At 39.7% G+C, this 25277-nt stretch carries 23 protein-coding genes; 20 read left to right on the top strand and 3 right to left on the bottom strand.

What is annotated here, in order from left to right; all coding sequences use genetic code 11:
- The first annotated feature begins 8 nt into the window (after nucleotides 1-8).
- From BN988_RS06205 to BN988_RS19360, 13 genes are all read left to right on the top strand, one after another.
- On the top strand, nucleotides 9-1262 hold the full coding sequence (locus tag BN988_RS06205) for an ABC transporter permease (RefSeq protein WP_036574223.1): 1254 nt from the start codon (nucleotides 9-11) through the stop codon (nucleotides 1260-1262).
- Nucleotides 1259-2377 carry an ABC transporter permease gene (locus BN988_RS06200; RefSeq protein WP_036574220.1) on the top strand — a complete coding sequence of 373 codons (1119 nt, stop codon included), beginning with the start codon at nucleotides 1259-1261 and terminating at the stop codon, nucleotides 2375-2377. The genes BN988_RS06205 and BN988_RS06200 overlap by 4 nt, the downstream gene beginning before the upstream one ends.
- Before the next feature lie 143 nt (nucleotides 2378-2520).
- Nucleotides 2521-4740 (top strand): YhgE/Pip domain-containing protein, encoded by a 2220-nt coding sequence (locus BN988_RS06195; protein WP_187120234.1) that lies wholly within the window; start codon nucleotides 2521-2523, stop codon nucleotides 4738-4740.
- A 253-nt stretch (nucleotides 4741-4993) separates the two neighbouring features.
- Nucleotides 4994-5476 carry a DinB family protein gene (locus BN988_RS06190; protein WP_051557706.1) on the top strand — a complete coding sequence of 161 codons (483 nt, stop codon included), beginning with the start codon at nucleotides 4994-4996 and terminating at the stop codon, nucleotides 5474-5476.
- Nucleotides 5477-5747: 271 nt separating this feature from the next.
- Complete coding sequence (locus tag BN988_RS06185; protein ID WP_036574216.1) at nucleotides 5748-6713, top strand: alpha/beta hydrolase; 966 nt, start codon at nucleotides 5748-5750, stop codon at nucleotides 6711-6713.
- A 186-nt stretch (nucleotides 6714-6899) separates the two neighbouring features.
- Nucleotides 6900-7940, top strand: coding sequence for an N-acetyl-gamma-glutamyl-phosphate reductase (argC, locus tag BN988_RS06180; protein ID WP_036574214.1), 1041 nt, complete (start codon nucleotides 6900-6902; stop codon nucleotides 7938-7940).
- Nucleotides 7941-7953: 13 nt separating this feature from the next.
- A complete protein-coding gene (argJ, locus tag BN988_RS06175) occupies nucleotides 7954-9180 on the top strand; it encodes a bifunctional glutamate N-acetyltransferase/amino-acid acetyltransferase ArgJ (protein ID WP_036574212.1) in 1227 nt (408 codons plus the stop codon).
- A 9-nt stretch (nucleotides 9181-9189) separates the two neighbouring features.
- Nucleotides 9190-10011, top strand: a complete 822-nt coding sequence (argB, locus tag BN988_RS06170; protein WP_036574210.1) for an acetylglutamate kinase — start codon at nucleotides 9190-9192, stop codon at nucleotides 10009-10011.
- Complete coding sequence (locus BN988_RS06165) at nucleotides 9986-11188, top strand: acetylornithine transaminase (protein ID WP_036574208.1); 1203 nt, start codon at nucleotides 9986-9988, stop codon at nucleotides 11186-11188. The genes argB and BN988_RS06165 overlap by 26 nt, the downstream gene beginning before the upstream one ends.
- Nucleotides 11185-12279, top strand: coding sequence for a carbamoyl phosphate synthase small subunit (locus tag BN988_RS06160; protein ID WP_036574206.1), 1095 nt, complete (start codon nucleotides 11185-11187; stop codon nucleotides 12277-12279). Before BN988_RS06165 ends, BN988_RS06160 begins: the two co-directional genes overlap by 4 nt.
- A complete protein-coding gene (gene carB, locus BN988_RS06155) occupies nucleotides 12258-15461 on the top strand; it encodes a carbamoyl-phosphate synthase (glutamine-hydrolyzing) large subunit (protein ID WP_036574205.1) in 3204 nt (1067 codons plus the stop codon). The genes BN988_RS06160 and carB overlap by 22 nt, the downstream gene beginning before the upstream one ends.
- A 194-nt stretch (nucleotides 15462-15655) precedes the next feature.
- Nucleotides 15656-16879, top strand: coding sequence for an NAD(P)/FAD-dependent oxidoreductase (locus tag BN988_RS06150; RefSeq protein ID WP_315970405.1), 1224 nt, complete (start codon nucleotides 15656-15658; stop codon nucleotides 16877-16879).
- 95 nt (nucleotides 16880-16974) lie between these two features.
- Nucleotides 16975-17187, top strand: coding sequence for a Rieske 2Fe-2S domain-containing protein (locus BN988_RS19360; protein ID WP_315970404.1), 213 nt, complete (start codon nucleotides 16975-16977; stop codon nucleotides 17185-17187).
- A gap of 261 nt (nucleotides 17188-17448) precedes the next feature.
- Here the strand turns inward: BN988_RS19360 and BN988_RS06145 are convergent, their stop codons facing one another.
- A complete protein-coding gene (locus BN988_RS06145; RefSeq protein ID WP_036574202.1) occupies nucleotides 17449-17799 on the bottom strand; it encodes a SpoIIAA family protein in 351 nt (116 codons plus the stop codon).
- Between the two features lie 196 nt (nucleotides 17800-17995).
- Here BN988_RS06145 and BN988_RS06140 point away from each other — a divergent pair, with 196 nt between their 5' ends.
- The 4 genes from BN988_RS06140 (at nucleotide 17996) to BN988_RS06125 (ending at nucleotide 20305) form a co-directional block, all read left to right on the top strand.
- Complete coding sequence (locus BN988_RS06140; protein WP_051557704.1) at nucleotides 17996-18460, top strand: GNAT family N-acetyltransferase; 465 nt, start codon at nucleotides 17996-17998, stop codon at nucleotides 18458-18460.
- A gap of 53 nt (nucleotides 18461-18513) precedes the next feature.
- A complete protein-coding gene (locus tag BN988_RS06135; RefSeq protein WP_036574200.1) occupies nucleotides 18514-18930 on the top strand; it encodes a cytidine deaminase in 417 nt (138 codons plus the stop codon).
- Nucleotides 18931-18975: 45 nt separating this feature from the next.
- Entirely contained in the window at nucleotides 18976-19776 is an 801-nt protein-coding gene (locus BN988_RS06130; RefSeq protein WP_051557702.1) for an aminoglycoside adenylyltransferase domain-containing protein, read from the top strand.
- Between the two features lie 64 nt (nucleotides 19777-19840).
- Nucleotides 19841-20305 carry a VanZ family protein gene (locus tag BN988_RS06125; protein ID WP_036576417.1) on the top strand — a complete coding sequence of 155 codons (465 nt, stop codon included), beginning with the start codon at nucleotides 19841-19843 and terminating at the stop codon, nucleotides 20303-20305.
- Between the two features lie 82 nt (nucleotides 20306-20387).
- Here BN988_RS06125 and BN988_RS06120 read toward each other — a convergent pair whose 3' ends face one another.
- The gene (locus tag BN988_RS06120) at nucleotides 20388-22391 is read right to left on the bottom strand and encodes a S9 family peptidase (protein ID WP_036574198.1); all 2004 of its coding nucleotides are present in this window, start codon (nucleotides 22389-22391) and stop codon (nucleotides 20388-20390) included.
- An 80-nt stretch (nucleotides 22392-22471) separates the two neighbouring features.
- Nucleotides 22472-22984, bottom strand: a complete 513-nt coding sequence (locus tag BN988_RS06115; RefSeq protein WP_036574196.1) for a DNA topology modulation protein — start codon at nucleotides 22982-22984, stop codon at nucleotides 22472-22474.
- 160 nt (nucleotides 22985-23144) lie between these two features.
- Here BN988_RS06115 and BN988_RS06110 point away from each other — a divergent pair, with 160 nt between their 5' ends.
- The 3 genes from BN988_RS06110 to corA all read left to right on the top strand — a co-directional run bounded on the left by BN988_RS06110 (nucleotide 23145) and on the right by corA (nucleotide 25230).
- Nucleotides 23145-23765 carry an NUDIX hydrolase gene (locus tag BN988_RS06110; protein WP_036574194.1) on the top strand — a complete coding sequence of 207 codons (621 nt, stop codon included), beginning with the start codon at nucleotides 23145-23147 and terminating at the stop codon, nucleotides 23763-23765.
- 132 nt (nucleotides 23766-23897) lie between these two features.
- Nucleotides 23898-24230: a hypothetical protein gene (locus BN988_RS06105; RefSeq protein ID WP_036574190.1), complete on the top strand. Its 333-nt coding sequence runs from the start codon at nucleotides 23898-23900 to the stop codon at nucleotides 24228-24230.
- Between the two features lie 43 nt (nucleotides 24231-24273).
- Nucleotides 24274-25230, top strand: a complete 957-nt coding sequence (gene corA / locus BN988_RS06100; protein ID WP_036574188.1) for a magnesium/cobalt transporter CorA — start codon at nucleotides 24274-24276, stop codon at nucleotides 25228-25230.
- Nucleotides 25231-25277 lie beyond the last annotated feature (47 nt).

Raw genomic sequence — 25277 nt, 5'->3', positions numbered from 1 at the left:
GTGTAGGAATGATAGGACAAATTATAAAAAAGCAAGCCTTGGTACTCATTCGCAATCCCGTGCAATTATTATTACTCGTCGGATTACCAATCATCCTCATTTTAATACTAGGCGTGGCACTAAGTAGTTTTATGAACGGAGAGAGCCCAACTATTCAAGTAAAACTAGGAATTGTAGAGCAGGAGCAAGAGGACGTTCAGTTAGAAAGGTTTAGTGAGGATAAGAAGGGAGAACTTCCGCCGGCTGTATTAAATCAACTAGATAATATGCTACCGATACAACGGTTGAAAGAAGATGTTTTTGGTAGTGATGAAGCTACAAAGTATATTACGTTAGAGGAAATATCACCCTCGGATAAAGAAAAGGTGTTGGACGACAACACCTATACTGCTCTAATAGAGGTTCCTGATAATTTCACATATGAAATATTGGAGTACTCCTTGTTAGCTGAGGAAAAGCAGCCTTCTCTACAACTGTTTACCAATACGGAACATCAGCTTGGTGTAAGTATTGTAGATGGTATTCTCACGCAATACCAGGAACAGCTAACATTGCAAACATTTTTACAGGAGGAAGCGATTAATCCAGAAAACCTTGAAGAAAATCTGCAAAATGTTACAGGAGATGTTATGACGTTGGACCAACAAGTTCCAATTAGCTCAAAGGACTATTATACCGTTGGAATGGCTGTGATGAACGTACTGTTCATTGCCTCGGCAATTGGATCGATTGCATTTCTTGAGAAAAGTATTTTTGTTTTTGACCGAATTATATTGGCAAACGTCTCAAGGTGGGTTTACTTTATCGGTATTCTTCTATCTGGTATGTTATTTGCATTTTTACACTTGCTTATCATCTTTGGATTTTCATGGGTTGTTTTTGACGTTACATGGCCTGACTTGCTTGGATTCACCTTTGTTACAATGTCTTATGCTGTAGCGGTTGGGGGGATTGCTGTATTATTAACAGCCTTGAGCTATCGACTCCACTCTGAGGTAATTACTAACTTTTTCTCCAATATTCTTGTATCCTTAATGGCTTTACTTGGTGGAAGTTTCTTCCCACTTGGAGATTCATCTGCATTTATTGCAACATTAGGGAATTTAACACCAAATGGTGCTGGAATGTCGGCCTATATATCGTTGTTGCGTGGCAATGAATTAAGTGATGTTACCGATCACTTAGCATTTCTGCTACTGTTCGGGTTTATTTCCATTGTTATTGCAGCTTGGAGTTTTCCAAAGAGGGGGGCTGCATTATGATTGGAATACTTCTTACAAAAATACGCATGTTTATTCGCAATCCATGGACATTTATAATTTTTACTGTAATGTCAATTGGCTTTGCTCTCATCATAGGCGGTAATGGCGCTGCTACAAGCATCTCTGTGCCGATTTATGCTGAGGATAATTCAGTTAAAGGTTCAACACTTGAGAAAGTACTAAAAGAGGACGAAGCATTTCGATTTAATTGGTTGATTGAAGAAGAGGAGATGCTCGAGCAAATTGAGAATGGGAAAGCGGAAGTTGGCGTAATTCTTCGTGATACTTCCTATCAACTCATAGTTGGAGTGGACTCCCCAAATGCTGCCATGATTGAGCAAGCTATCCAGCGAGCTTATCGGGAACATAACCTTGAAACGGCATTATTAGAGGTTTCCATTATGAATGCTGGGGAAGAACGTGTGTCGGTTCTTGAAGCGTTTGATAAAGCGATGGACGTACCGGCCTTTGAAATGGAGACAACAAGTTTCCGTAGCCAGGATGCTGTTATTTACGATAATACATTTCAGACGTTGTTTGGCTTTACTTTATTTTTTGTAATCTATACGATTGCTTATAAGCTCCAACCAATTCTAGTAGAAAAACGGGATGGGATTTGGGATCGAATGATCTTATCGCCAGTAAGAAAATGGGAAGTGTATGTGGCCAACTTGGTTTATAGCTTTATAGAAGGATATGTTCAGGTTGTAATTATCTTTTGTATTTTCCGTTTTTGGGTAGGCGTCGATTTTCATGGGAAGTTCTTGGAAGCGCTTCTGCTGATAATTCCTTATATATTTTCCATTGTGGCACTATCTATTTTGTTTACAGCGATAGTGAAAAATGTCCAACAGTTCAATGCGATTATCCCCATTATTGCAGTAAGTATGGCGATGATTGGCGGGGCGTACTGGCCATTAGAAATTGTGGAATCCAAGATTTTAATTGCAATCTCTAAGATTAACCCACTAACGTATGGAATGGAAGTTTTGAACGGTGTGGTGCTATATGGTTACCCCCTTGAGGACTTATTATTCCCCATCAGTATTTTAGTGTTAATGGGAGTTGTGATGATAGGACTTGGCATCCATCTGATGGAGAGAAGACATGTTTAAAGAGCTGGTTACCGACCAGCTCTTTTTTTAACTTCTCATTGTGAAGAGTAGAATTCGCATGAGAAACTTGCTATAATCTTCCTTATAGCTTAATTTTACATTAAAATGAATCACCATTCATTTGGAAAAGAAGGAATACAAAAATGAAAAACATCTTTAGAATATTTTCAAAAGACGTAAAGAACACGGGTACTAACTGGGTAGCGTTAATACTGATAGGTGGACTAATTATACTACCATCCCTTTATGCGTGGTTTAATATTAAAGCTTCCTGGGACCCATATGGGCAGACAGATCAAATTCCAATAGGTGTAGTCAACGAGGATACAGGTGCAACAGTAAGAGATGAAGATATTGATGTTGGGCAGGAGCTTGTTGATAACTTGAAGGAAAATCGATCAATGGATTGGCACTTCGAGGATCGGGATGAGGCAATGGATAACTTAGAAAACGGAGATTATTTTGCTGTTATTGTCATTCCGGAAAACTTCTCAAGTAAACTTAGTACAGTTGTTAACGACAAACCGGAGAAAGCGGAGATGGAATATTACGTTAACGAGAAAATCAATGCCATTGCCCCAAAAATCACGGATAAAGGTGCTTCCGCCATTACTGATGAGATTAGTAGTAATTTCATATCTACAGTAAATGGTGTCATTTTTGACATGTTTAATGATATTGGAATCGAACTAGAACAGGATTTACCAGATATCGAACGATTCGAGAATTATATATTCAATTTGGAAGAAAATCTACCTGAGATTAAACAGCTTGTCGATCAATCATTAACAGATGCTAGTAGCGCAGAGGAAATGATTAACCAAGCCCAGGCGCTTGTCCCTGAGGCGGAGCGGGTTACGAACGATGGGTTGAATACCATCGATAATACGACTGCATTTTTAAATAAAGCTGAGGACCGGCTTAATGAAGTCGCACCACAGATTCAAGCAGACTTAGAACGTGTTCAGCAGGTAGCAGATGAAACGAATACATTTCTTAAGGAGGTTCAATCTGCTGGAATCGATTTCGGAAGTGGTACTGATTTGACTAATCAATTGGATGAACAGGTAACACAGCAAATTGAGGCAATTTCATCTATTGAAGAGACGTTAAGACAAGTACAGCAACAACAAAATGAGAATGTGGAAGAAGGCGAAAATGGAGATACACCTGATCAAGGGGCAGGAGAAGGTAACCAGGGACAGGGAAGTCAACAAATTGAGCAGGCACTTCAAGAGTTGGCGACAATCCGTGCAGGTCTTGAGACAGCACAGGAACGTAGTAATGATGTCCGTACCTTTATTCAAGATAAGCAATCAGAGGTAGAAGCGGTATTCAATGATCTACAAGGGTTGGTTGAGAACACCTCCGCAAATATTGATGCGTTTGTAACTGAATACAATGAAAACATCGAACCAAAAGTTTTAGCTGAAGTGGACAGTGCCAAAACAACGCTTGCTGAAGCACGTGGTATCTTGGTGGATATTCAGACTGCTATTCCTGAGGTGGAAAGAATTCTTGGAAGTACAGAGGCTGATCTCGGCGACGGAAAAGGCATGCTAGAGAAGGTCCAGAATGAGTTTCCATATGTAAACGATAAGGTGAATGAACTAGCGGATCGTATTCGGGAAATACAAGGGGAAACCGATATTGGTGAGATAATTGAACTGCTACGAAATGATCCAGAGGCCGAACAAGGATTTTTTGCCGAACCAGTTCAGCTTAATGAAAATAAACTTTTCCCTATAGAAAATTATGGTTCAGGAATGACTCCTTTCTATACGGTGCTTGCGATCTGGGTAGGTGGCTTACTACTTATTTCGTTACTTTCTACAGATACAACGAATATGGAAAGCTATTCATCGAGACAGGTGTATTTTGGTAAGTTATTTACCTTTATGACGATTGGCTTTCTGCAATCAACTATTGTGTCACTGGGAGACATTTTCCTATTAAATGTTTCCATGGCAAGTCCTGGTTGGTTTGTGTTATTTGGATTACTGATCAGCCTAGTGTTTATGATCATTATCTACACACTTGTATCTGTTTTTGGAGATATTGGTAAGGCGATGGTCATAGTATTGCTTGTTCTGCAAATTGCTGGTTCAGGCGGTACGTATCCTGTCGTTCTTTTACCTGAATTTTTCCAAGTTATCCATCCGTTCTTGCCGTTTAGCTATGCAATCGATCTTATGCGGGAAGCGGTCGGCGGAATTGTTTGGGACCGAGTCCTACATGATATTTTATTCCTCGGCATTTTCGGAATCGCAGCCATTATACTAGGAGCATTTTTAAAACAGCCAATTAATAGACAATCTAAAAAGATTAAACAAAAATCAAAAGAATCAGGACTGTTTCACTAAATCGGAATGTAAAAATGAGTAGGAGGTCTGCTGTTGAGGGTGTTGCGCCAGCTCGGTGGTGTGATGCGCCACTTTAGAGGTTGGTTGCGTCAGATCGGTGATGAGTTGCGCCACTTTCGAGGATTGTTGCGTCAGATCAGTGGGATGTTGCGCCACTTTCGGTGTTAGCTGCGTCAGATCATGTGGTCCTGCTTCCTTAACTGGTTTCGTCACAATTTTTACTATATGAATACTAAAAAGGGAGAGGATAATTTTGAAATTAAATGATGAAGTAAGAGAAACACTGTTGGATGAGGTTACGGGGCTAGGGGATGAAGAATTAAATAAACGCCCAAGCTCTGGTGGCTGGTCAATCGCACAGGTAATGGAGCACTTATACTTAATGGAACGCGCCGTCGTTTATAACATTCAACATGCTCTTGAAAATGGCTCGATTAAGGAAGTTAGTTCTAAACCTATTGAACTCACAGTAAACAGGTCCAGAAAAGTAGAGGCTCCGGAATTTGTGCAACCAAATGAATCTTCTATGACGCTTAAAGATTTGCAACGGAAATTGCAGACCTCCCATGAGGCATTGCGGGGGATTTATACTACTGTTGATCAAGAACGATTAGTAGAGAAAACGGCAGTGCACCCAGTATTCGGTGAAATGAACTTGTTCCAATGGATCCCCTTTGTCGGATACCATGAACAAAGGCATATTGACCAAATTAAAGAGATAAAAGAAACGCTTTAACTAAATAAATCTAGTTGAAAGAGGACGGGACATAACAAAAAGTTTTAGTCAAAAGACGGATGATAGCTAGAATAAGCGAAGTATATTTCTGAAGCGGTTCTTCAAACACCATTCATTCGGATTTATCTTTTGAGAAAAGCAATTTTGTCCCGCCCTCTTTTCTTGTACATTAGAAAACTCTTCTGTAAACATGTACCAGTTGAGACAGGGTTCAATCTACGCTATTTTCTAGTATAATAGAATAATAGTAGTAGAGCAGAGAGGGGAAGACATCGTGAAGAAAAAACGTATTATTGGTATAGGTATTGGAATTCTTTCTATCCTGCTAGTAATAGATATTATAGCAAGCTATTATTTTTATAATTTAGCCATTGAGCGAAATGTAAAAGACTTCTTGCAGGGGAATGCAGACCTTGAAGTTTCAGCTGAGGCAATGGATGTATTTATAGAGGGTGATTGGCGTGAATGGGTCGATAACCAAGATTTCGAACATTGGGAAATGACTTCCTACGATGGCTTGGAGTTAAAAGGATACTATCTTCCAGCAAAGGAACCTACAAACAAGACAGTTGTATTAGCTCATGGTTACTTAGGGAACGCGAGAGATATGGGGCTATACGGCCAATATTATTATGAAGAATTGGGCTATAATATTTTCACAGCTGATATGAGAGGTCATGGTAACAGTGGTGGAGATTATATTGGATTCGGCTGGCATGATCGGTTGGATTATATAGATTGGATGGATAAGATAATAGAAAAAACAGGTGATGATACAGAAATTGTAATGCATGGCGTTTCGATGGGCGCTGCTACGGTGTTAATGGCAAGTGGAGAAAAGGGTCTTCAACCAAATGTAAAAGCTGTTATAGCAGATAGTCCCTATACAAGTGTTTACGATATGTTTGACTATCAGTTGGAACGAATGTTTCATCTACCTGCTTTCCCTGTGTTACCTAGTACTAGTATAGTGACGAAAATGAAGGCTGGATATTCTTTATCAGAAGCATCTGCCCTCGATCAAGTGAAAAAGGCTGAGGTACCTATTCTTTATATTCATGGCAATGCCGACACCTTTGTACCAACCAAAATGACGGAAGAGCTATTGGAAAATACAAAGAGTGAGGCAGAGATGATCACCTTTGACGGGGCAGGACATGGAGAGGCATTTGTCATACAAGAAGATCGGTATGTATCGAAGCTCAATGAGTTTTTGGAAAAGCATATTAAGGATTAAATAAAAGGAAGCCTTCACTTCAAGTGAGGGCTTTTTTATTCATTAAATATACAACTAAATACAATTATTTTGCATAAATTTGCATAAATATAAGAAATAATTAATAAATATACTTGAAATATTGTTAGAAGATATTTATACTAATGAATAATTAAAAAATTCTGCTACGCGTGAAAGGGTGATGGTTTGAAAAATGCGGCAATTGTTGGCGGAACCGGTTATGGAGCTTTGGAACTCATCAGGCTACTACATACGCACACAGAAATAAAACTAGTGAAAGTTATTTCCCATTCACAGGATGGCATGGCAATTTCTTCTGTTTACCCACATTTGAAAAACATGGAGGATATTGCCCTGGAAATATTAGAAATTCCTGCGCTTCTCCAAGGTATAGACATTATATTTTTTGCTACTCCTGCGGGCATTGCAAAAAATATTATACCTGAATTAGCAGATAGCGGGATGCAATGTATCGATTTGTCTGGAGATTTGCGACTCTCTTCACAGGACCAATACAAAGCATGGTACAAAGCAGAAGCAGCAAATGAAGATTTATTGGATACTGCTATTTACGGACTTTCGGAGATTAATCGAAGTCAGATAAAAGAGGCGACGATCCTATCTAATCCGGGTTGTTTTCCAACAGCAGCATTACTTGGATTAATTCCTGCCTTACAGCATGAACACATACATACAGAAGGAATTATTATTGATGGAAAAACAGGCGTGTCTGGAGCGGGAAAGACACCTTCTATGCGGACACATTTTCCAGAGACCAATGACAATCTTACACCATATAAGATTGGCGAGCATCAGCATATTCCCGAGATTGACCAATATCTTAGTGAATACTCCAAGGAGTCTGTACATGCTACCCTGACTACACATTTGGTTCCTATGACGAGAGGTATTGTTTGTACGATGTACGGCAGACTTACCGATCAGCAATCCACTGAAAGATTAATAGAAGAATATCAACATTTTTATGAGAAAGACCGGTTCGTCAGGGTGCTCAATGAAAGGGAATTTCCAAGCACAAAAGGCGTATATGGAAGCAATTTTTGTGATATTGGATTACATGTAGACACTAGAACGAATCAGCTAATTATCATTTCAGCTATTGATAATTTAATGAAGGGAGCAGCAGGGCAGGCGATTCAAAATGTAAATATCATGAATGGATGGGATGAGCGTAAAGGTTTAAATCACATCCCCATGTATCCATAGAAAGGGTGAAAGCATGGTAACGATACAGAGTGAGGCAATTAAAGTGTTGAAAGAGGGACATGTAACAACTCCGAAAGGCTTTACGGCAGGTGGGCTACATTGTGGTATTCGCAAAAAAAGACGTGACTTTGGTTGGATTCACTCTGTTACACCTGCTGTGGCAGCAGGTGTATATACAATGAATGTATTCCAGGCAGCACCATTAAAGGTAACGAGGCGAGCAATTAATGAAACGAGTCACTTACAAGCTATTATTGTGAATTCTGGTATTGCGAATGCTTGTACAGGTAAACAAGGTGACTTGGATGCAGAGGAGATGCAAAAAAACGCTGCAGCAAAGCTAAACATTCCAGCAAACCATGTGGCAATTGCATCGACTGGACTTATTGGCAGCCCACTCCCAATGGAAAAAATAAACAAAGCGATCCACGGAATAACTATTGATAAAGAAGCAAATCCACAGCATTTTGAAGATGCCATTTTAACCACGGATACAGTAACAAAGCATGTTGCAGTACAGCTTGAGGTTGATGGGAAAACAATTACCATTGGTGGGGCTGCAAAAGGATCTGGAATGATTCACCCGAATATGGCTACCATGCTTGGTTTTATTACAACCGATGCAGCGATAGAAGCCGAAAGTCTCCAGCTGGCACTAAAACAAACAACGGATACGACATTTAATATGATCACGGTCGATGGTGATTGCAGTACGAATGACATGGTTCTGGTCATGGCAAATGGACAACAGGAAAATCATCCGCTTAACCAATCACATCCACAATGGTCTTTATTCGTCGATGCTCTAAAAATGGTGAGTGAAGAGCTCGCCAAAATGATTGCTCGGGATGGGGAAGGTGCTAGTAAATTAATTGAGGTGAAGGTAACGGGTGCTCCGACGCAGGATGCTGCATCTCACGTTGCAAAAGCTGTGATTTCTTCTAACCTCGTTAAGACTGCTGTTTATGGCGCAGACCCAAATTGGGGAAGGATTATTTGTGCAGTTGGCTATAGTGAGCAGCCAGTGAATCCAGATAAGGTCTGTATTGAGATTGGAGAAATACCTGTAGTGAAAGAAGGCATACCAGTAGCGTTTGATGAACTGGACGGAAAGCAATACCTACAACAAGACAATATAACATTACATGTGAATTTGCAGGATGGTCCATATAAAGCGACCGCATGGGGCTGTGACTTAACGTACGATTACGTCAAAATTAATGCTTCCTATCGAACGTGAGGTGTCGAGATGCAATTACTTGTTCTTAAACTTGGTGGTAGCATATTGGAAAAACTGCCAACTCAATTTTATCGAACAGTTGGTGATCTTCTTCATAAAAAACAGTGCCTTCCTATTATTGTACATGGAGGAGGGCCAGCCATTAATCAAATGTTAGAGAGCTTGCAAATACCAAATGAAAAAGTTGATGGATTACGGGTTACTTCGCAAAGTGTTTTGGAAATAGCCGAAATGGTAATGTGTGGCCAGATTAACAAACAAATTGTATCAGAATTTCAGCTAGCAGGAGTTAACGCGTGTGGTTTATGTGGTGTGGATGGCAATTTATTGCAGACTGTACCTGCTGATAGAACAGGTAAATTAGGCTATGTAGGAGAGGTTGAAAAAGTTAATAAAACGTTTCTATCTACTTTTCTCGAAGCAGGTATCCTGCCTATCATTTCTCCAATAGGCACAGATAGTTATGGCCAACATTACAACATTAACGGAGATACTGCCGCCACAGCAATCGCTCAGGCACTTGGGGCGGACCTCATTTTTGTTAGTGACATCGATGGGGTCATGGAAGAGATCAATGGACAAAAAACATTACTTTCGACACTGGATGAACAAGAAATTTACGACAAAATAGCGTGTGGCAATATTTATGGTGGGATGATTCCGAAAGTGAAGGCCGCTTTAAAAGGATTAGCAAATGGTGTAAAAAGAACAGCAATTGTTAATGGGTTGAAACCAGAAGACTTAGAAGCATTTATTCATGGAGAACCACGAGGAACTAGCATTCTATTAAGAAAGGAGAAATACGATGAGCCAGTCCACACCAGTAAATGAGCTGCCTGCTGTAATGAGTGTCTATAACCGCTTTCCAATCAGGCTTGCAAAGGGAAAAGGAAGCTATGTCTGGGATACCGAAGGGAAAAGATACCTTGATTTTACTTCTGGGATTGCGACGTGCAATCTCGGACATGTGCCTGATTTTGTTCATAAGAAACTTTCTGAGCAGCTCTCCTCGTTATGGCATTGTTCTAATTTATTTACCATACCTCAGCAGGAGGAGCTAGCAAAGCGATTAACCAACAACTCTTCTTGTGATCAGGTGTTTTTTTGTAACAGTGGTGCTGAGGCAAATGAAGCAGCAATTAAACTAGCGAAGAAATACGCAAAGGATCAAGGGAATCCGGAAAGAACGGAAATAGTCACGTTCCATCAATCCTTTCACGGTCGGACTGGCACCACGTTGGCTGCTACTGCACAGGAAAAGATTCATCAGGGATTTGAACCAATTGCTACTGGATTTCGCTATTTGCCACTAAATTCTCAAGACGCATTATCACAAATTGATAACGGGAAAACCACAGCCGTTTTAGTTGAACTTATTCAGGGGGAAGGTGGCGTCCGCCCTGTTGAACAGAAATGGATTACAGAGCTTCAGGAACGGTGCCGTCAATCCGATATTCTACTGATGGTCGATGAAATCCAAACAGGGATAGGAAGAACAGGAACACTATTTGCCTATGAACAAGTTGGTATAACGCCAGATGTAATTACACTTGCAAAAGGACTTGGTTCCGGTTTCCCGGTTGGTGCCATGCTGGCACGACAGCAGGTTGCCGATTCTTTTCAACCAGGCACTCATGGCAGTACGTTTGGTGGAAATCCGCTAGCAATGACTGCAGGGACAGCGACTTTAGACGTTATGCTTGAGGAAGGATTTCGCGAAGATGTGTTAGAGAAAAGTAGCTGGTTATTAAAGGCGTTACTTAATTTAAAAGAAAGCTTCGACAATATAATAGATGTTCGAGGACGAGGCTTTTTAATCGGTGTAGAAGTAGACGGCAATGCAGGAGATTTGGTTTCTAACTTCAGGGGAAAAGGGATCCTTGTTTTGACAGCTGGCCAGCATGTATTACGAATCCTTCCACCACTAACAGTCTCATGGGAAGAACTTGAAGAATTCATCCATACCTTTAACAGAATTTTCGTAGAGGGAGAGAATAACACAAAATGACAAAAGGCTATCTTATGCTTCAGACAGGGGAAATATTCTCTGGTGACTGGATTGGTGCCAAGCAAGATACCACTGGAGAACTTGTTTTTAACACCAGTATGACTGGATATCAGGAGATGATGACAGACCCATCCTATACCGGCCAAATATTAACCTTTTGCTATCCGATGATCGGTAATTACGGTATTAATCTGCATGATCTGGAAAGTAGTGACATTGCGGTGTCTGCTGTGATTATGAGTGATGTCTGTGAAGAGCCGAGTCATTACCAATCTGTCGCCACCATGTCGGAAAAACTGGCACAGGCTGGGGTGTCTGGATTGACGAATATTGATACGCGAGCTTTAGTGGCGATTATCCGTAAACATCAAACGGTTCGCGCAAGAATTGTGTCGCAACAATCCTCCACTACCTCGATGTCTTCCTGGAAGCAGGAAAGTACAATTGAACTTGTAAGAACAGTGACAGTCCCAGAATATGAAGTTGTCGGAATGGGGGACATTCACATTGTGCTTCTAGATTTCGGCTATAAAAAATCAATTGTAGATGAATTGCTCGCAGCCCAATGCAAGGTCACAATTGTCCCTTTTACTACATCAGTTGAAGAGATCGCCCTTCTGACTCCTGATGGAATATTAATTAGCAATGGCCCTGGGGATCCCATAGAATTGGCGGCTTATTTTTCGCCAGTTAAACAACTATCGGAAAGGTACCCAACCCTAGGTATTTGTTTAGGCCACCAACTACTTGCACTGGCTTATGGTGGTAATACGAAAAAAATGCCTTATGGACATAGGGGGGGCAACCATCCTGTCAAAGAGCTGACAACAGGAAAAGTAACCATTACTTCCCAAAATCATGGCTACGAAGTCGTTGAAGAATCGATTGATAGGGAGGCCTTTGAACTTACTTTCCGTAATGTCAACGACAATTCGGTGGAAGGAATTAAACATCGCAGTCTTCCTATTCAGTCTGTTCAGTTTCATCCAGAAGCCCATCCAGGGCCAAGTGATGCGGCATATATTTTTCGGGATTTTTTACAACAGGTTAAAACAAGGAGGGAACAGGCATGCCAAAGCGTACACAGCTAAAAAAAGTTCTCGTTATCGGTTCTGGCCCGATTGTGATTGGGCAGGCAGCTGAATTTGATTATGCAGGAACACAGGCCTGCCTTGCTTTAAAAGAAGAAGGAATAGAAGTCATACTCGTTAACAACAATCCAGCAACAATTATGACGGATAAATCCATTGCGGATCAGGTGTATATGGAACCCTTAACTATAGAGATACTTGAGAAAATCATTGCTAAGGAAAGACCTGATGGGATAATTGGAACATTAGGAGGGCAAACAGGTTTAAATTTAACAGTACAATTATATGAAAAAGGGATTCTTGAACAGTATGGCGTAGAGGTCCTTGGTACGCCAGTCACAGCCATACAAAATGGTGAGGATCGTCAATTATTTCGAAATCTTATGTTAGATATAAAGGAGCCAATCCCTGAGTCAAAGATTATTGAAAATCTTGAACAAGGGCTTTCTTTCATCCGAACAATCGGTTTTCCTGTTATTCTCCGTCCAGCCTATACGCTTGGTGGGGAAGGAGGGGGATTTGCACATAACGAAGCTGAATTTGCTGAGTTACTTGTAAAGGCACTATCGCTTAGCCCGATTAACCAGGTACTGGTTGAGAAAAGCATCAAGGGCTGGAAAGAGGTTGAATATGAGGTAATGCGTGATGCAAATGATACGTGCATTATTGTGTGTAACATGGAGAATATGGACCCAGTTGGGGTTCATACTGGTGACTCTATTGTTGTCGCTCCCTCCCAAACTTTAACAGATGTGCAATACCAACTATTACGAACAGTTTCTTTAAAAGTAATCCGTGAGCTCGGCGTTATAGGAGGGTGCAATATTCAGTTTGCCCTCCATCCAGAATCCAATGAATATCGGATCATCGAAGTGAACCCACGGGTTAGCCGTTCTTCTGCCTTAGCCTCAAAGGCAACAGGGTATCCAATTGCGCGGATCGCAGCCAAATGTGCGGTTGGTTTTTATCTCGATGAAATTTTGAACCCAATCACCGGAAATACATATGCTTCATTTGAGCCGGCTTTGGATTATATTGTAGTAAAACTACCACGCTTTCCGTTTGATAAATTTACCGAAGCAGATCGAACCTTAGGTACCCAAATGAAGGCAACTGGGGAAGTAATGGCAATTGATCGGACATTTGAAGGTGCATTGAATAAAGCAATCCGTTCGCTAGAGCTGGGAGTATACAGCCTCCATTGGCCAGGGATGGAGAAGAAAGCGAAAGCAGAACTAGCTAATCTACTTCACGTACCGAATGACCTCCGGCTTTTCGCCATTGGGGAAGCACTTCATCGTAAGATCGACATAGCTGAAATCATGCGACTGACGGAAATGGACTACTGGTTTATTCGAAAACTACAAAGCATCATTGACATGGAGGAGACAATGGCTTCCTACCAATGGCCTGACATCCCCCCTGAAGTGTTAAAACAGGCTAAACGCTTCAATTGTAGCGATGAACGTATTGCTGAACTGACAGGTGCATCCCCTAAGAAACTTAGAAAAAGATATAAGGAAATTTCACTCCAGCCAGCGTACAAGCTGGTTGACACATGCGCAGGGGAATTTGATGCCGTTACACCATATTATTACTCTACATGGCATGGTTACGATGAAGTGAAATCACTAGATTCGAAGAAAAAGATCCTTGTATTAGGCTCTGGTCCCATCCGTATTGGGCAAGGCGTTGAATTTGATTACTGTGCTGTTCAAGCAACTATTGCTTTGAAGAAAATGGGCTACGACGCAATTGTCATGAATAATAACCCTGAAACCGTAAGCACAGACTATTCCCTTGCAGATCGTCTCTATTTTGAGCCACTGGCTATAGAAGATGTGCTGGCCGTTATTCAAAAAGAGAACATTGATGGTGTGCTTGTACAATTTGGTGGTCAAACAGCAATTAATCTAGTACATGATTTAGTGGAGGAAGGTGTGCCGATACTAGGTACAACTGCGGAAGCAATTGATAAGATGGAGGATAGAGAGGCGTTTTATCATGTGTTGGATGAGTTAGAGATTCCTCATATCGTAGGGGAGGTCGTTTCTCATTATGAAGCATTAAAGCAAAGTGCTAAAAAAATTGGCTTCCCTATTTTGATTCGTCCATCCTATGTAATTGGCGGCCAATCGATGTTTATAAGCTATAATGAATCCGATCTTCTTCACTATGTAGAGCGCATCGAAGCAGATACGAACGGACAATGCTGGCCATTATTGCTTGATTCGTATTTAGCTGGAGTAGAGTGTGAAGCGGATGTGGTCAGTGACGGGCAGGATGTTATCATTCCAGGTATTTACGAGCATGTGGAAAAGGCAGGCGTCCATTCTGGGGACAGCATGATGATCTTTCCTTCTGTAAGCTTATCGCCAAGCATTAAAGAAAAAATGACAAAAATAATCCAAGGTATTTGCAGAAAGGTACCGATAGTAGGCGTAATGAATATTCAATTTATTGTTTTCCAGGATGAAGTATTTGTCATCGAGGTCAACCCAAGGTCCTCTAGAACCATTCCAATCATTAGTAAAGTAACAGATATGCCAATTATGGAATGGGGAGTGCAGGTGCAAATGGGCAGGCCTTTGGCTACGTTATCTAGTGAATTAAATGTCATGAAAGAGCCGGCTCATTATACGGTAAAAGCACCTATCTTTTCAGCAGGGAAACTAAAAGGTGTGGACCATGTGCTAGGACCAGAAATGAAATCCACGGGCGAAATTATTGGAATGGGAGAAAGTCTAGAAACAGCTATAAATAAGGTCTGTCCTGATCTATCTAGTGAGCACTTAAAAATCTTTGTTTCTATTACAGATAGGTATAAAAAAGACGCCGTTTCGCTTATTGAGCAGCTTGCGGGTAAGGATGTAAGTTTGTCGGCCACAGCAGGCACCGCAAAATACCTTGCAGCTGCTGGCTTTAATGTAGTGGAGGTATCGAATGATCAAAGCGCTATAGAAGCAAACTGGAAAAAGCAACAACCAGATGTATTACTCAACATACCAACAAAAGGAAGAGAACGAGGCAGGACAGGATTTTATTTAAGAGAGCTAGCAACTCGATATGGGGTTACCTGTTTTACGAGCCTTGGTACTGCTCAGGCAATTCTTCTGGCGGGAAAACTTAGTCAGATTGAGGTTTGTTCATTAAATGAGTATATGGAGAAGCAAATGGTTTAGTCTCTAGATTATTTATCTATTAAGAAGCGAAGTTTTGGAGCTGTCTCAAATGCTGAGACAGCTCTTTTTATACCTGAATTTCTGCGTTTACTTGCTTTATTTAAAACGCAGTTCAGAAGTTTAGTTCATTCCGTGTTTCGCTTGCTGTGTTTAAGGTAAATAACTCAGTAAAACCACTTTAGGAGGCTTATCATTTGAGAGATATTAATCAAATTCCAAGCGAAGCACGTTCATTATGGCAAGAGGATAGACGGATTGCTACCTATCCACCTTTAGATAAAGATTTAATAGTAGACGTAGTAATAGTCGGTGGCGGGATTACTGGTCTTGTTTCTGCATATCTCTTGGCAAAGGAAGGTAAAAAGATTGCATTACTAGAAGCTGGCAGCCTGCTAGAAGGTACTACTGGTTATACAACCGCGAAAATTTCCTCGCAACATGGGCCCATTTACAAGGAGATAATGAAAATACATGGCAAAGAAAAAGCCAAACTGTACTATGAGGCAAATGAGGAGGCGTTAAAATATATTCGCAAACTCCAGGAAGAGGAGAATATTGCCTGTGATTTAACTACAGAAGACGCCTACCTTTATACGACAAATGATAAGAACCTAGAGATATTAGAAAAAGAAGAACAAGCATACAACGCCTTGGGGATAAATGGGGGTGAGGCAACAGCGGAGGTGGACCTTCCTTATACGGTAAAGAAGGCTCTCGTGCTGCGAAACCAAGCACAATTTGACCCTGTGAAATTTCTTCAAGGATTGCTCCCCTCCATTAAAAATAATGGTGGTTGGATTTTCGAACATACAAGAGCTGTAAGTGTAAAAGGAAGTTATGAACCAACAGTAAAGACTGAAAAAGGTCATAAAATAAAGTGCAAGGATGTGCTAGTAAGTTCCCATTTTCCTTTCAATGATGAGCAAGGTGCCTATTTTTCGCGTTTGCATGCACAGCGGTCCTATTCTATTGCTGTGAAACCAGTCAAAACCCCTCCAAAGGGAATGTACCTTACTGTCGATTCACCTTCAAGGTCATTAAGACAAGCTACTGATCCTAATGGAGAACCATTGCTGTTAATTGGTGGACAGGGGCACACTGCTGGGAAAAATGATGATTCTACATTTGCTAATTATGAAGCGTTAAAGAATTATGGAGAAGAATTTGGGATCGCATCCATTCCATATCGCTGGTCTGCCCAAGATTTAGTATCACTCGATAATGTTCCATACATCGGGCAAATGGTAACTGGCAAAAAGCATGTGTGGGTAGCAACAGGCTTTGCTAAATGGGGCATGAGTAACGGTGTAGTGGCGGCTTTATTATTGAAAGACCTTATTCTTGAAAAAGAAAACCGCTATGCTGCTTTGTTCGATCCAACCAGAACTGAGTTAAAAAAGGAGCTAGCTCTTTTATAAAAGAGAATACAGATGTAGCAAAAGAATTAGTTAAAGGAAAAGCACATCGGGAGGATAAAACGGTCGAGGAACTGGAGCGTGATGAAGGCTCTATAGTGGTTCATAATGGTAAAAAGGCAGGCGCTTATCGCGATAAAGCTGGGAATATTCATGTAATCAAACCAACGTGTACTCATATGGGCTGTGATGTAGAGTGGAATGACGCAGAACGCTCATGGGATTGTCCATGTCATGGCTCACGCTTTTCACATACAGGCTCTGTAATAGAAGGGCCTGCGGTGAAATCCTTAAAGAAAATGGAAAAATAGAATGAGAGGATAAAATATAGCGGCTAGGGGTTTTAAACAAATCTCCCAGCCGCTATATTTTGTACAAACTGACATTTTCTTATCCCGGCGCAAACGTCCGTAATACTCCCGCTTCAAAACATGAAGTGAAACAGTTAGTTTTTAGTAGGAGTAAACGGACGCTAACACCCCGATTCGTTCAACTAACAATCAGTGGGGCAAGAAAGAAACCCCCCACTGATTGAAGTTTCACTTTATATGTTAATTGTTCGCTTGTTCTAACTAGCCGAGCCACTCCCACGCTTCATCCACTTCATTAGATTTAAATTGCTTTGCTTGTATGCCTGGAAGGTAATGACCGAGATTAGCAGCAGTACTAATCTGCTTTTCATCACTAACAATAGCGAATTTTTGAAATTGGCTCCAATGTTTCGCGTCGAATTGCACCCCGTCTATTATACCTTTCCATGTCGTTCCATCGATATCGTGCACAAAAGCTAGCACATTAAATTTATCCCCGTTAAAACTTTGGGCAACTCTTTCATCTAGTAATGCCGCATCTTCCTTCGTTGCCCTTCCAGTAAATTCTACTGCAATACTTGAGGTGCTTTTACTTGGCAAAAAGGTAATCACAAAAATCCTCCTCTCCTCCTCTATTTAGTATCTTGTTAAAAGCTTGTCTTTTTTATAATGGAAGATTCCCGAGTTCTATGGAAAGTAAACGAATTTGCAAAGTGGAAAATCATATATATGAAAGAATATTCAAAACAAATGATATATAATGTTAATATAATTGTATAAAAGCCAGCTATGAAAAAGGGGGAACAAAGTGACACTGACATACCATATTTACAATTCAACTTTAGACGTCAATATTTTAGATGGACTGCAAGCATTACATAAAACCATTTTTGGTGAGGTAGAAGATCTTAGTAGCAAAATGACAGGTAAGCCACCGTTAGTAGTCGTAACAGCGATGGATGCCGAAAGGATTATTGGGTATAAAATTGGATATGCGTTAGATAATAATACATTTTATAGTTGGTTAGGAGGAGTGTATCCGCGATACCGAAACCATGGTATAGCCTCTACTTTAATGAAAAAGCAGCACCACTATTTAAGAGAAACAGGATATAAAGTAGTTCAAACAAAGACCATGAATAAGTGGCGCGGAATGTTAGTTCTTAATATTAAAAGTGGATTTGATGTAGTAGCTATTTGTACGGATGAAAAAGGATTACATAAAATTATTTTGGAGAAGCATTTGTTACAGTCCGCTAATGCCAGTGTATGATTAGTATTTAGGAAGTTTTAGAGGAAAGAAGTAGTAGAGGGGGAAGGGGAAGCATGTTAAACGTAAAAGCATTAGAAGAGGAAGACTATGAATTGATCAAAGAAGCGGAGAAAGTCATTGAAAAGAATTATATATATGGACGCCATCACATTGGTTCGGCAGTGCGAGCTAAGTCAGGAAAGGTGTACGCTGCAGTACATTTAGAAGCAAATGTGGGAAGAATAGCTGTATGTGGGGAAGCGATGGCTATGGGGAAGTCCATATCAGAAGGGGACCATGAATTTAACACAATAGTAGCGGTAGCCCATCCTCATCCACACGAAGATATAGAAAAATGCTGGGTAGTGGCCCCTTGTGGGATGTGTCGCGAGTTAATTAGTGATTATGGGAGTAATACTGACGTCATCATCTCGTATAATGATACGTTAGTGAAGTGTAATGTAATGGAGTTATTACCAGAAAAATATTAGGCAATTAAACTAAAAGAATGGTTAACAGGACGGGGGGTCTATAATATGCCTTATAACTGGGTAACCTGTTCACCACCAGAGGTGAGAGGTTTCGTTTTTAATCTTCTAGGTGGAATAAAAGAGATTATAAAGGAAGACTTTATCGGTTTTTATCTACATGGTTCCTTAGCAATGGGGGGATTTAATCCAAAAAGTAGCGATATTGATATTCTGGTTGTATCTAATAAATCTCTAACTGTAAAGACAAAAAGGGACTTAGCAAAGCTGTTACTTGCAAGTTCAAATAACCCTTTTCCGTTAGAATTAAGTGTTTTAACTATAAAACAATTAAGAGATTGGAAGCATCCCTGCCCATTTGATTTTCATTATAGTGAGTGGTGGAGAGCTTGTTATGAAAAGGACTTAGCAAAAGGCACCTCCCATTATTTAAACGACGAGATTAAGACAGATCCCGATTTAGCTGCACATATAACGATATTGAACCACAGAGGAATCTGCATAGAAGGGAACCCTATAATGGAAGTCTTTCCCTCTGTTCCTCGGTTTGATTATCTATCATCCATAATGGGAGATTTTCAAGATTGTTTAGAAGGAATTGAAGAGGACCCTATCTATTGTACCTTAAACCTTCTTAGAGTGCTTTGGTATATTAACGATGACGTCATCTCATCAAAACAGGAAGCTGGTAACTGGGGGATAGCAGCACTACCTTTGGATGTACGGTATACCATTCAAAAAGTGTTGATGTGTTACGAATCTACTACGATTAAGTATGATTTTGAGAAAAAGGAACTTTTAAGAATTAGAGACTTTATTGAGAGCAGGATCCTAGAGTTGTTAAGGTAAAAAATTGCTAAACGGTTAAGATTATGTATGAAAAGCATGGTGGTACTTAAGGATGGAGGAAGAAATGAAAACAGTTAAATTGTTTTTTAATGTCAGCTTCGTTTTTTATTTATTAGCATTGATAATGTTGCTGTTCCTTGGAAATAGAGGCTATATGTGGGCAGACCTTTCGTTACTAGAATACATAAAGAGCTCTTCAAATGTCGTCCCTTTTAAGACGATTAACACATATTTCCAAGCAATATTTGATGGTAGCATGAATTTGGATATACCGATAAAAAATCTTGGTGGCAATATATTCATGTTTTTGCCAATGGGCATTTATATGCCATTTTTCATCACAAAACTAACGCGTGTAAGCATATTTACTACTTTTATGATTGCACTTTTGTTCATAATAGAAACCTTACAACTACTAACACGAACGGGCAGTTTTGATATTGATGATTTCATCCTCAATATGCTAGGTGCTTTGCTAGGTTATGGAATATGGAAGACACTACCTTTTCAGAAATTTGTTAGACAGTAATAAGTATTCATTTTTTGGAAAGTATATACAACAAAACAGGCATACGTTAGCTCGCATGCCTGTTCTATGTTTCAGTTCATTCTTATAAATACTGCTCAAACCAGCGACAGATATGATTTAGTCTTTCTTGACGCATTGCTGGTTTTCCACTTCTGCTAAGCTCATGGTTAGCACCAGGGAAACGAACGAATTCCACCTCTTTACGCAAATGTTTCAAGGCAATGAAAAGTTGTTCGCCTTGTTCAACAGGACAACGGAAATCTAATTCTCCATGCAGAATCAATAGAGGAGTTTCTACGTTTTCGGCATATTTTAAAGGAGAAATCTCCCAAAGCTTCTCTGGGTCATCCAATAGGTTAAGACCATGTTCCCACTTTGTAAAGAAGAAGCCAATATCACTTACACCGTAAAAGCTTAGCCAGTTGGAGATGGAACGTTGCGTAACAGCTGCTTTAAAGCGATTTGTATGACCAACAATCCAGTTCGTCATGAAACCACCATAACTTCCACCAGTTACACCAAGTCGATCCTCGTCAATATAGGTATAATTGTCTAATACATAGTCTACAGCTGTCATAAGATCTGTATAATCTCCACCACCATAGTCTGAGCGACAAGCATCCACAAATTCCTGACCATATCCGTGGCTTCCTCTTGGGTTTGTGTAAAGCACGACATATCCTCTTGCTGCTAAGAGCTGCATTTCAAAGAAGAAGGTTTGTCCATACATCGCATGTGGACCACCATGGATTTCCAACACAAAAGGATATTTTTTACCTTCTGTAAAGCCATAAGGTTTTAGTAGCCATCCTTGTATTTCCTTCCCATCATCTGCTTTAACAGAAATCGTTTCGGGCTCTGCAATGGCTACTTCCTCAAGAAAAGCCCGATTGCTTTTTGTTAACTGGGTAAGTGTACCGTCTTTTTCCAAGTAATAAAAATCACATGGATTTGTAGCAGAGCTAATACCTAAAACAAAGGCTTCCTTATTCTGATCATAGGAGAAACCAAATACATGGTTATCCTTTTCATAGAGGGTGGTCAGTTCTTTATCCAAGGAAACTTCGTAAAGTCCAGTAGAACCTTGATCTGTTGCGATGAAGAACAAGCTTTTCTCATCTTTTGCCCAGACAGGGCCTGCTTCTGATTGCCCTAGGCGTGTATCACCGATCATCAGATCACCAAGCTGTATGTCCCAAGTTTGACTAAGGCATGTACGCTCACCTGTCTCAAGATCAAATACGTAGATCTCCGTTAGCGTTGCCCCAGCATATTCAAACCCATGGCCAAAGCTAACGATTTTATCACCACTTGGTGAGAAAGAGGCGCTATGGTATCCACCTTTTCCATCCGTTAGCTTTTTATGTTCTTTTGATTGTAGGTCAAGTAAAAATAAGTCATTTGATAACTCATAATCTGCATCAGCATTTAGATTAGCTGCAAATAAAAGCTGTTTACCATCTGGTGAAATATCCTGGAAACTATGATCAGCATTATCACGTGTTAGTTGAGTAAATGTGTTGTTTTCCACATCTAATACGATAAGCTGAACTCGTTTGTTATCATGAAACCCACTGGAATCTGACTTATATTTCAGACTATTCACGATAAGTGGCTGCTTTTTCTTTGCTTCTTGTTCCTTTTGTCGTTCTTCCTTAGATTGTTCTTTTTGGTTATGTAGATCGTCATCCTTATCGAGTGAGGCATGGAAAAAAATATACTTGCCATCTTTAGACCATGTTGGGCTTGAGGCACCATTTTTAAACGTAGTTAGCTGTCTTGCTTCCCCGCCTTCTGTTGGCAACATCCATAACTGAGATAATCCACTTCTAGTAGATTGAAAGACGGCTCTCTTTCCATCAGGTGAATAACGAAGGTTGCTATTTTTGACATCTCCAAAGGTCCATTGTACAGGGGACTCTCCCTGAATGGATTGTACAAACAAATGAGAGTTGTAATCATCATTATCATTTGCTGTTGTGGAAACATAGCTATAAAAGTTTCCGTCAGGTGAAATCTGAGGGTCACTATAAACTTCTAATCTAGTTAAATCTTCTGTTTTTAATGCACGTTTTGTGCTTGTCATAAAATATCCTCCCTATATATATCGAAATTTCTGTATTTTTATATTTTAAACTATTTCGAGTACCGAATCAAATGTTTATGTTAGGATGTTTTCTGCAATTCCCTTAAATAGGCCTCTAGTTGACTAGGTGAAGTAAAGACATGTATTGCTGTGTCTTCTAATTTTGAAAGACGCTCATAGACAAGTGGGGCTTTCTTTTTATTATACGTACGTACCCAGTTGAAAAACTCCCAATCAAGTCTTTCTTTACAGTCTTTCCCCATATCAGGACGAGTTTTATTATGATATTGTAAGCGCCTCTTGACGATTCCATAAAGGCAACGAAGTGTACTGTAATGCAAAAAGATAACCGTGTCTGCTTGTTGTAAGCGGAATTCCATTGTCGCATTGTAGTTTCCATCTATAATCCAATCATCAGTCTCTTGTATCTCCATCGTTTTTTCAATTAGTTTATCTCGTCCGATCGGCTCCCAATTAGGTTTCCAAAAAATTGCGTCTAGATGGTAAACAGGAATATCTAGTATTTCGCCAAGCTTTTTCGCTAATGTAGATTTGCCAGCACCCCCACTTCCAATGATTGCAACTTTCCTCATAACATTACTCCCTTCCTAAATATATGGACAAGCAAGAAGAATTATTATAACATAATTTTCTAAAAATACATTCCTTTTATTTCACAATACAGGGTTTAGGATTATTCATTCGATCTCGTGTTATAGTAAAGGATAATTTAAAAAGGAAGGAGGAGTTTTGATGAAGAAAGAAGAGATTCTCCACAAACTCACACACCATACCGCTGGAATCCTCGGAGCAGAAGACCTCTATAAATATGCCATCCTTCTTCCATTGATGGAAAAAGAAGATGGGATTCACCTTTTATTTGAAGTACGGGCAGCTAGCTTAAGAAGGCAACCTGGAGAAATCTGCTTTCCTGGCGGTAAAATAGACCCTAGCGATACAAGTGCCCAAAATGCAGCTCTTAGAGAAACCGAAGAAGAATTAGGGATAGAAAAGGAACGGGTTTCTCATGTTCTTCCATTAGATTACCTTGTTTCATCCTTTGGAATGATTGTCTATCCATACACAGGAATAATAGATAGTACTTCAGATGTGATACCTAACCCCAGCGAAGTGGATGAAGTATTTAGCGTGCCATTGCAATTTTTTCTGGATAACCCGCCACAAATTCATTATGTGAATGTTGCAATGGAGCCAGAGGAGTCATTTCCTTTTGAGCTCATCCCTGGTGGAAAAGACTATGAATGGGGAACAAGTAAATTTGCAGAACACTTCTATGTCTTTGGGGATAAAGTTATTTGGGGCTTAACGGCAAGAATTATTCATCACTTTGTAGAAAGGTTGGAGAAGACTTGATAGTGAAAGAGTAAGACGGTCATTTCCACTTCACTCTACTATCTTTTGTTATAATTGATAGCAATAATTTTACTAGAAAGAAGTGTAGAACATGAAGAAATTGCTTACTATTTTGCTATTAACAGGATTAATATGTACTTAAATGAGCATTATGCCATTGAAAATACCCACTATAGCTTAGATACCTGGGAAAATGAAGAAACAGGAAGAACGGAGTATATTGTTCGTATCATGCCTAATACTGAACAATTTGGGGAAGAGATAGAAGAGGTTTTTGAAAATGGTAATCCTTATATGGATGATGAGCGAACGGAAAATATGTTTAAAGTAGCGGAGCAACTATTAGTAGATTTGTCACAGATAGATGATAAGGTCCATATTGAGTCTGTTCTTTGGAGTGCTACTGAGGACGACGAATTTCCAATTCTATTAATCCAGGATAGGGCGCAAAGTACAATAAACTAATAGTAGATAGTGAATAGACTCACTCCCAAAAGGAGGAATTAAGTTGATTCGGTGTGTCGGCATAACAGATGAAAATACAATCGAAAAAGATATAGCTATACAAGATATAACACAAAATAAATATAAATGGTTCTGGGTAGATTTTGACAAACCGACAGATGAAGAGATAAACCATCTATCCAATACATTTGAGTTTCACCCTTTAGCGATTGAAGATTGTATTCAAAAACTCCAAAGACCAAAACTGGATTACTATGAAGATCATACATTTTATGTTGCCCATTCTGTACGAGAACAAGAAAGAGAAATTATGAGGGATGAGTTAAACTTTTTTGTGAACGAGAATTTTATCGTAACGTTTCATCGTACGGAGGCTAAAGAGATTACCCATGTTTGGGAGAAGCTTCACGCTGGTAGGAATACGGATATGTGGGACACTTTCTATGTGTTTTATCAAATATTAGACAAAATTGTAGACAACTACTTTCCACTCATTTATAAACTGGAAGATGAATTGGATTTAATCGAAAATAATACACAAGATAGATCAATGAATGATTTAATGAGTGAATTATTTGATATACGAAACATGTTATTGAATTTAAGGCATTCTGTTAATCCGATGCGCGATTTGTTATACAGGATGTTAAATTCCCATCATTTAGTTGAAATTAAAAATAGGAGGGAATACTTTTCTGATATCTATGATCATCTTTTGAAATTAGCGGAAATGGTCATGTCTAATCGGGAAGTAACTGCTGATATAAGAGATAGTTACCTTTCCCTTAACTCACATCAAACGAACAATGTTATGAAAGTCTTGACGATTATTACATCCATATTTGCTCCATTAACATTGATAGCGGGAATATACGGAATGAATTTTGAAAATATGCCTGAATTAACTTGGAAGTATGGCTACTTTTTTTCTATTATATTAATGATCGTCATTGCGTTTACTATGTTTCTTTGGTTTAAAAGAAAAGGTTGGTTTAAGTAACGCACAAGTAGTGAAGGGTTAGTTGAGACCAGAGCAATCTGCAAGTT

The sequence above is a fragment of the Oceanobacillus picturae genome (genome assembly GCF_000612865.1).
Classification (GTDB): domain Bacteria; phylum Bacillota; class Bacilli; order Bacillales; family Amphibacillaceae; genus Oceanobacillus_B; species Oceanobacillus_B jordanicus.
Note: the sequence above shows the minus strand (reverse complement) of the source record. Positions and strands in the feature narration are given on the sequence as shown.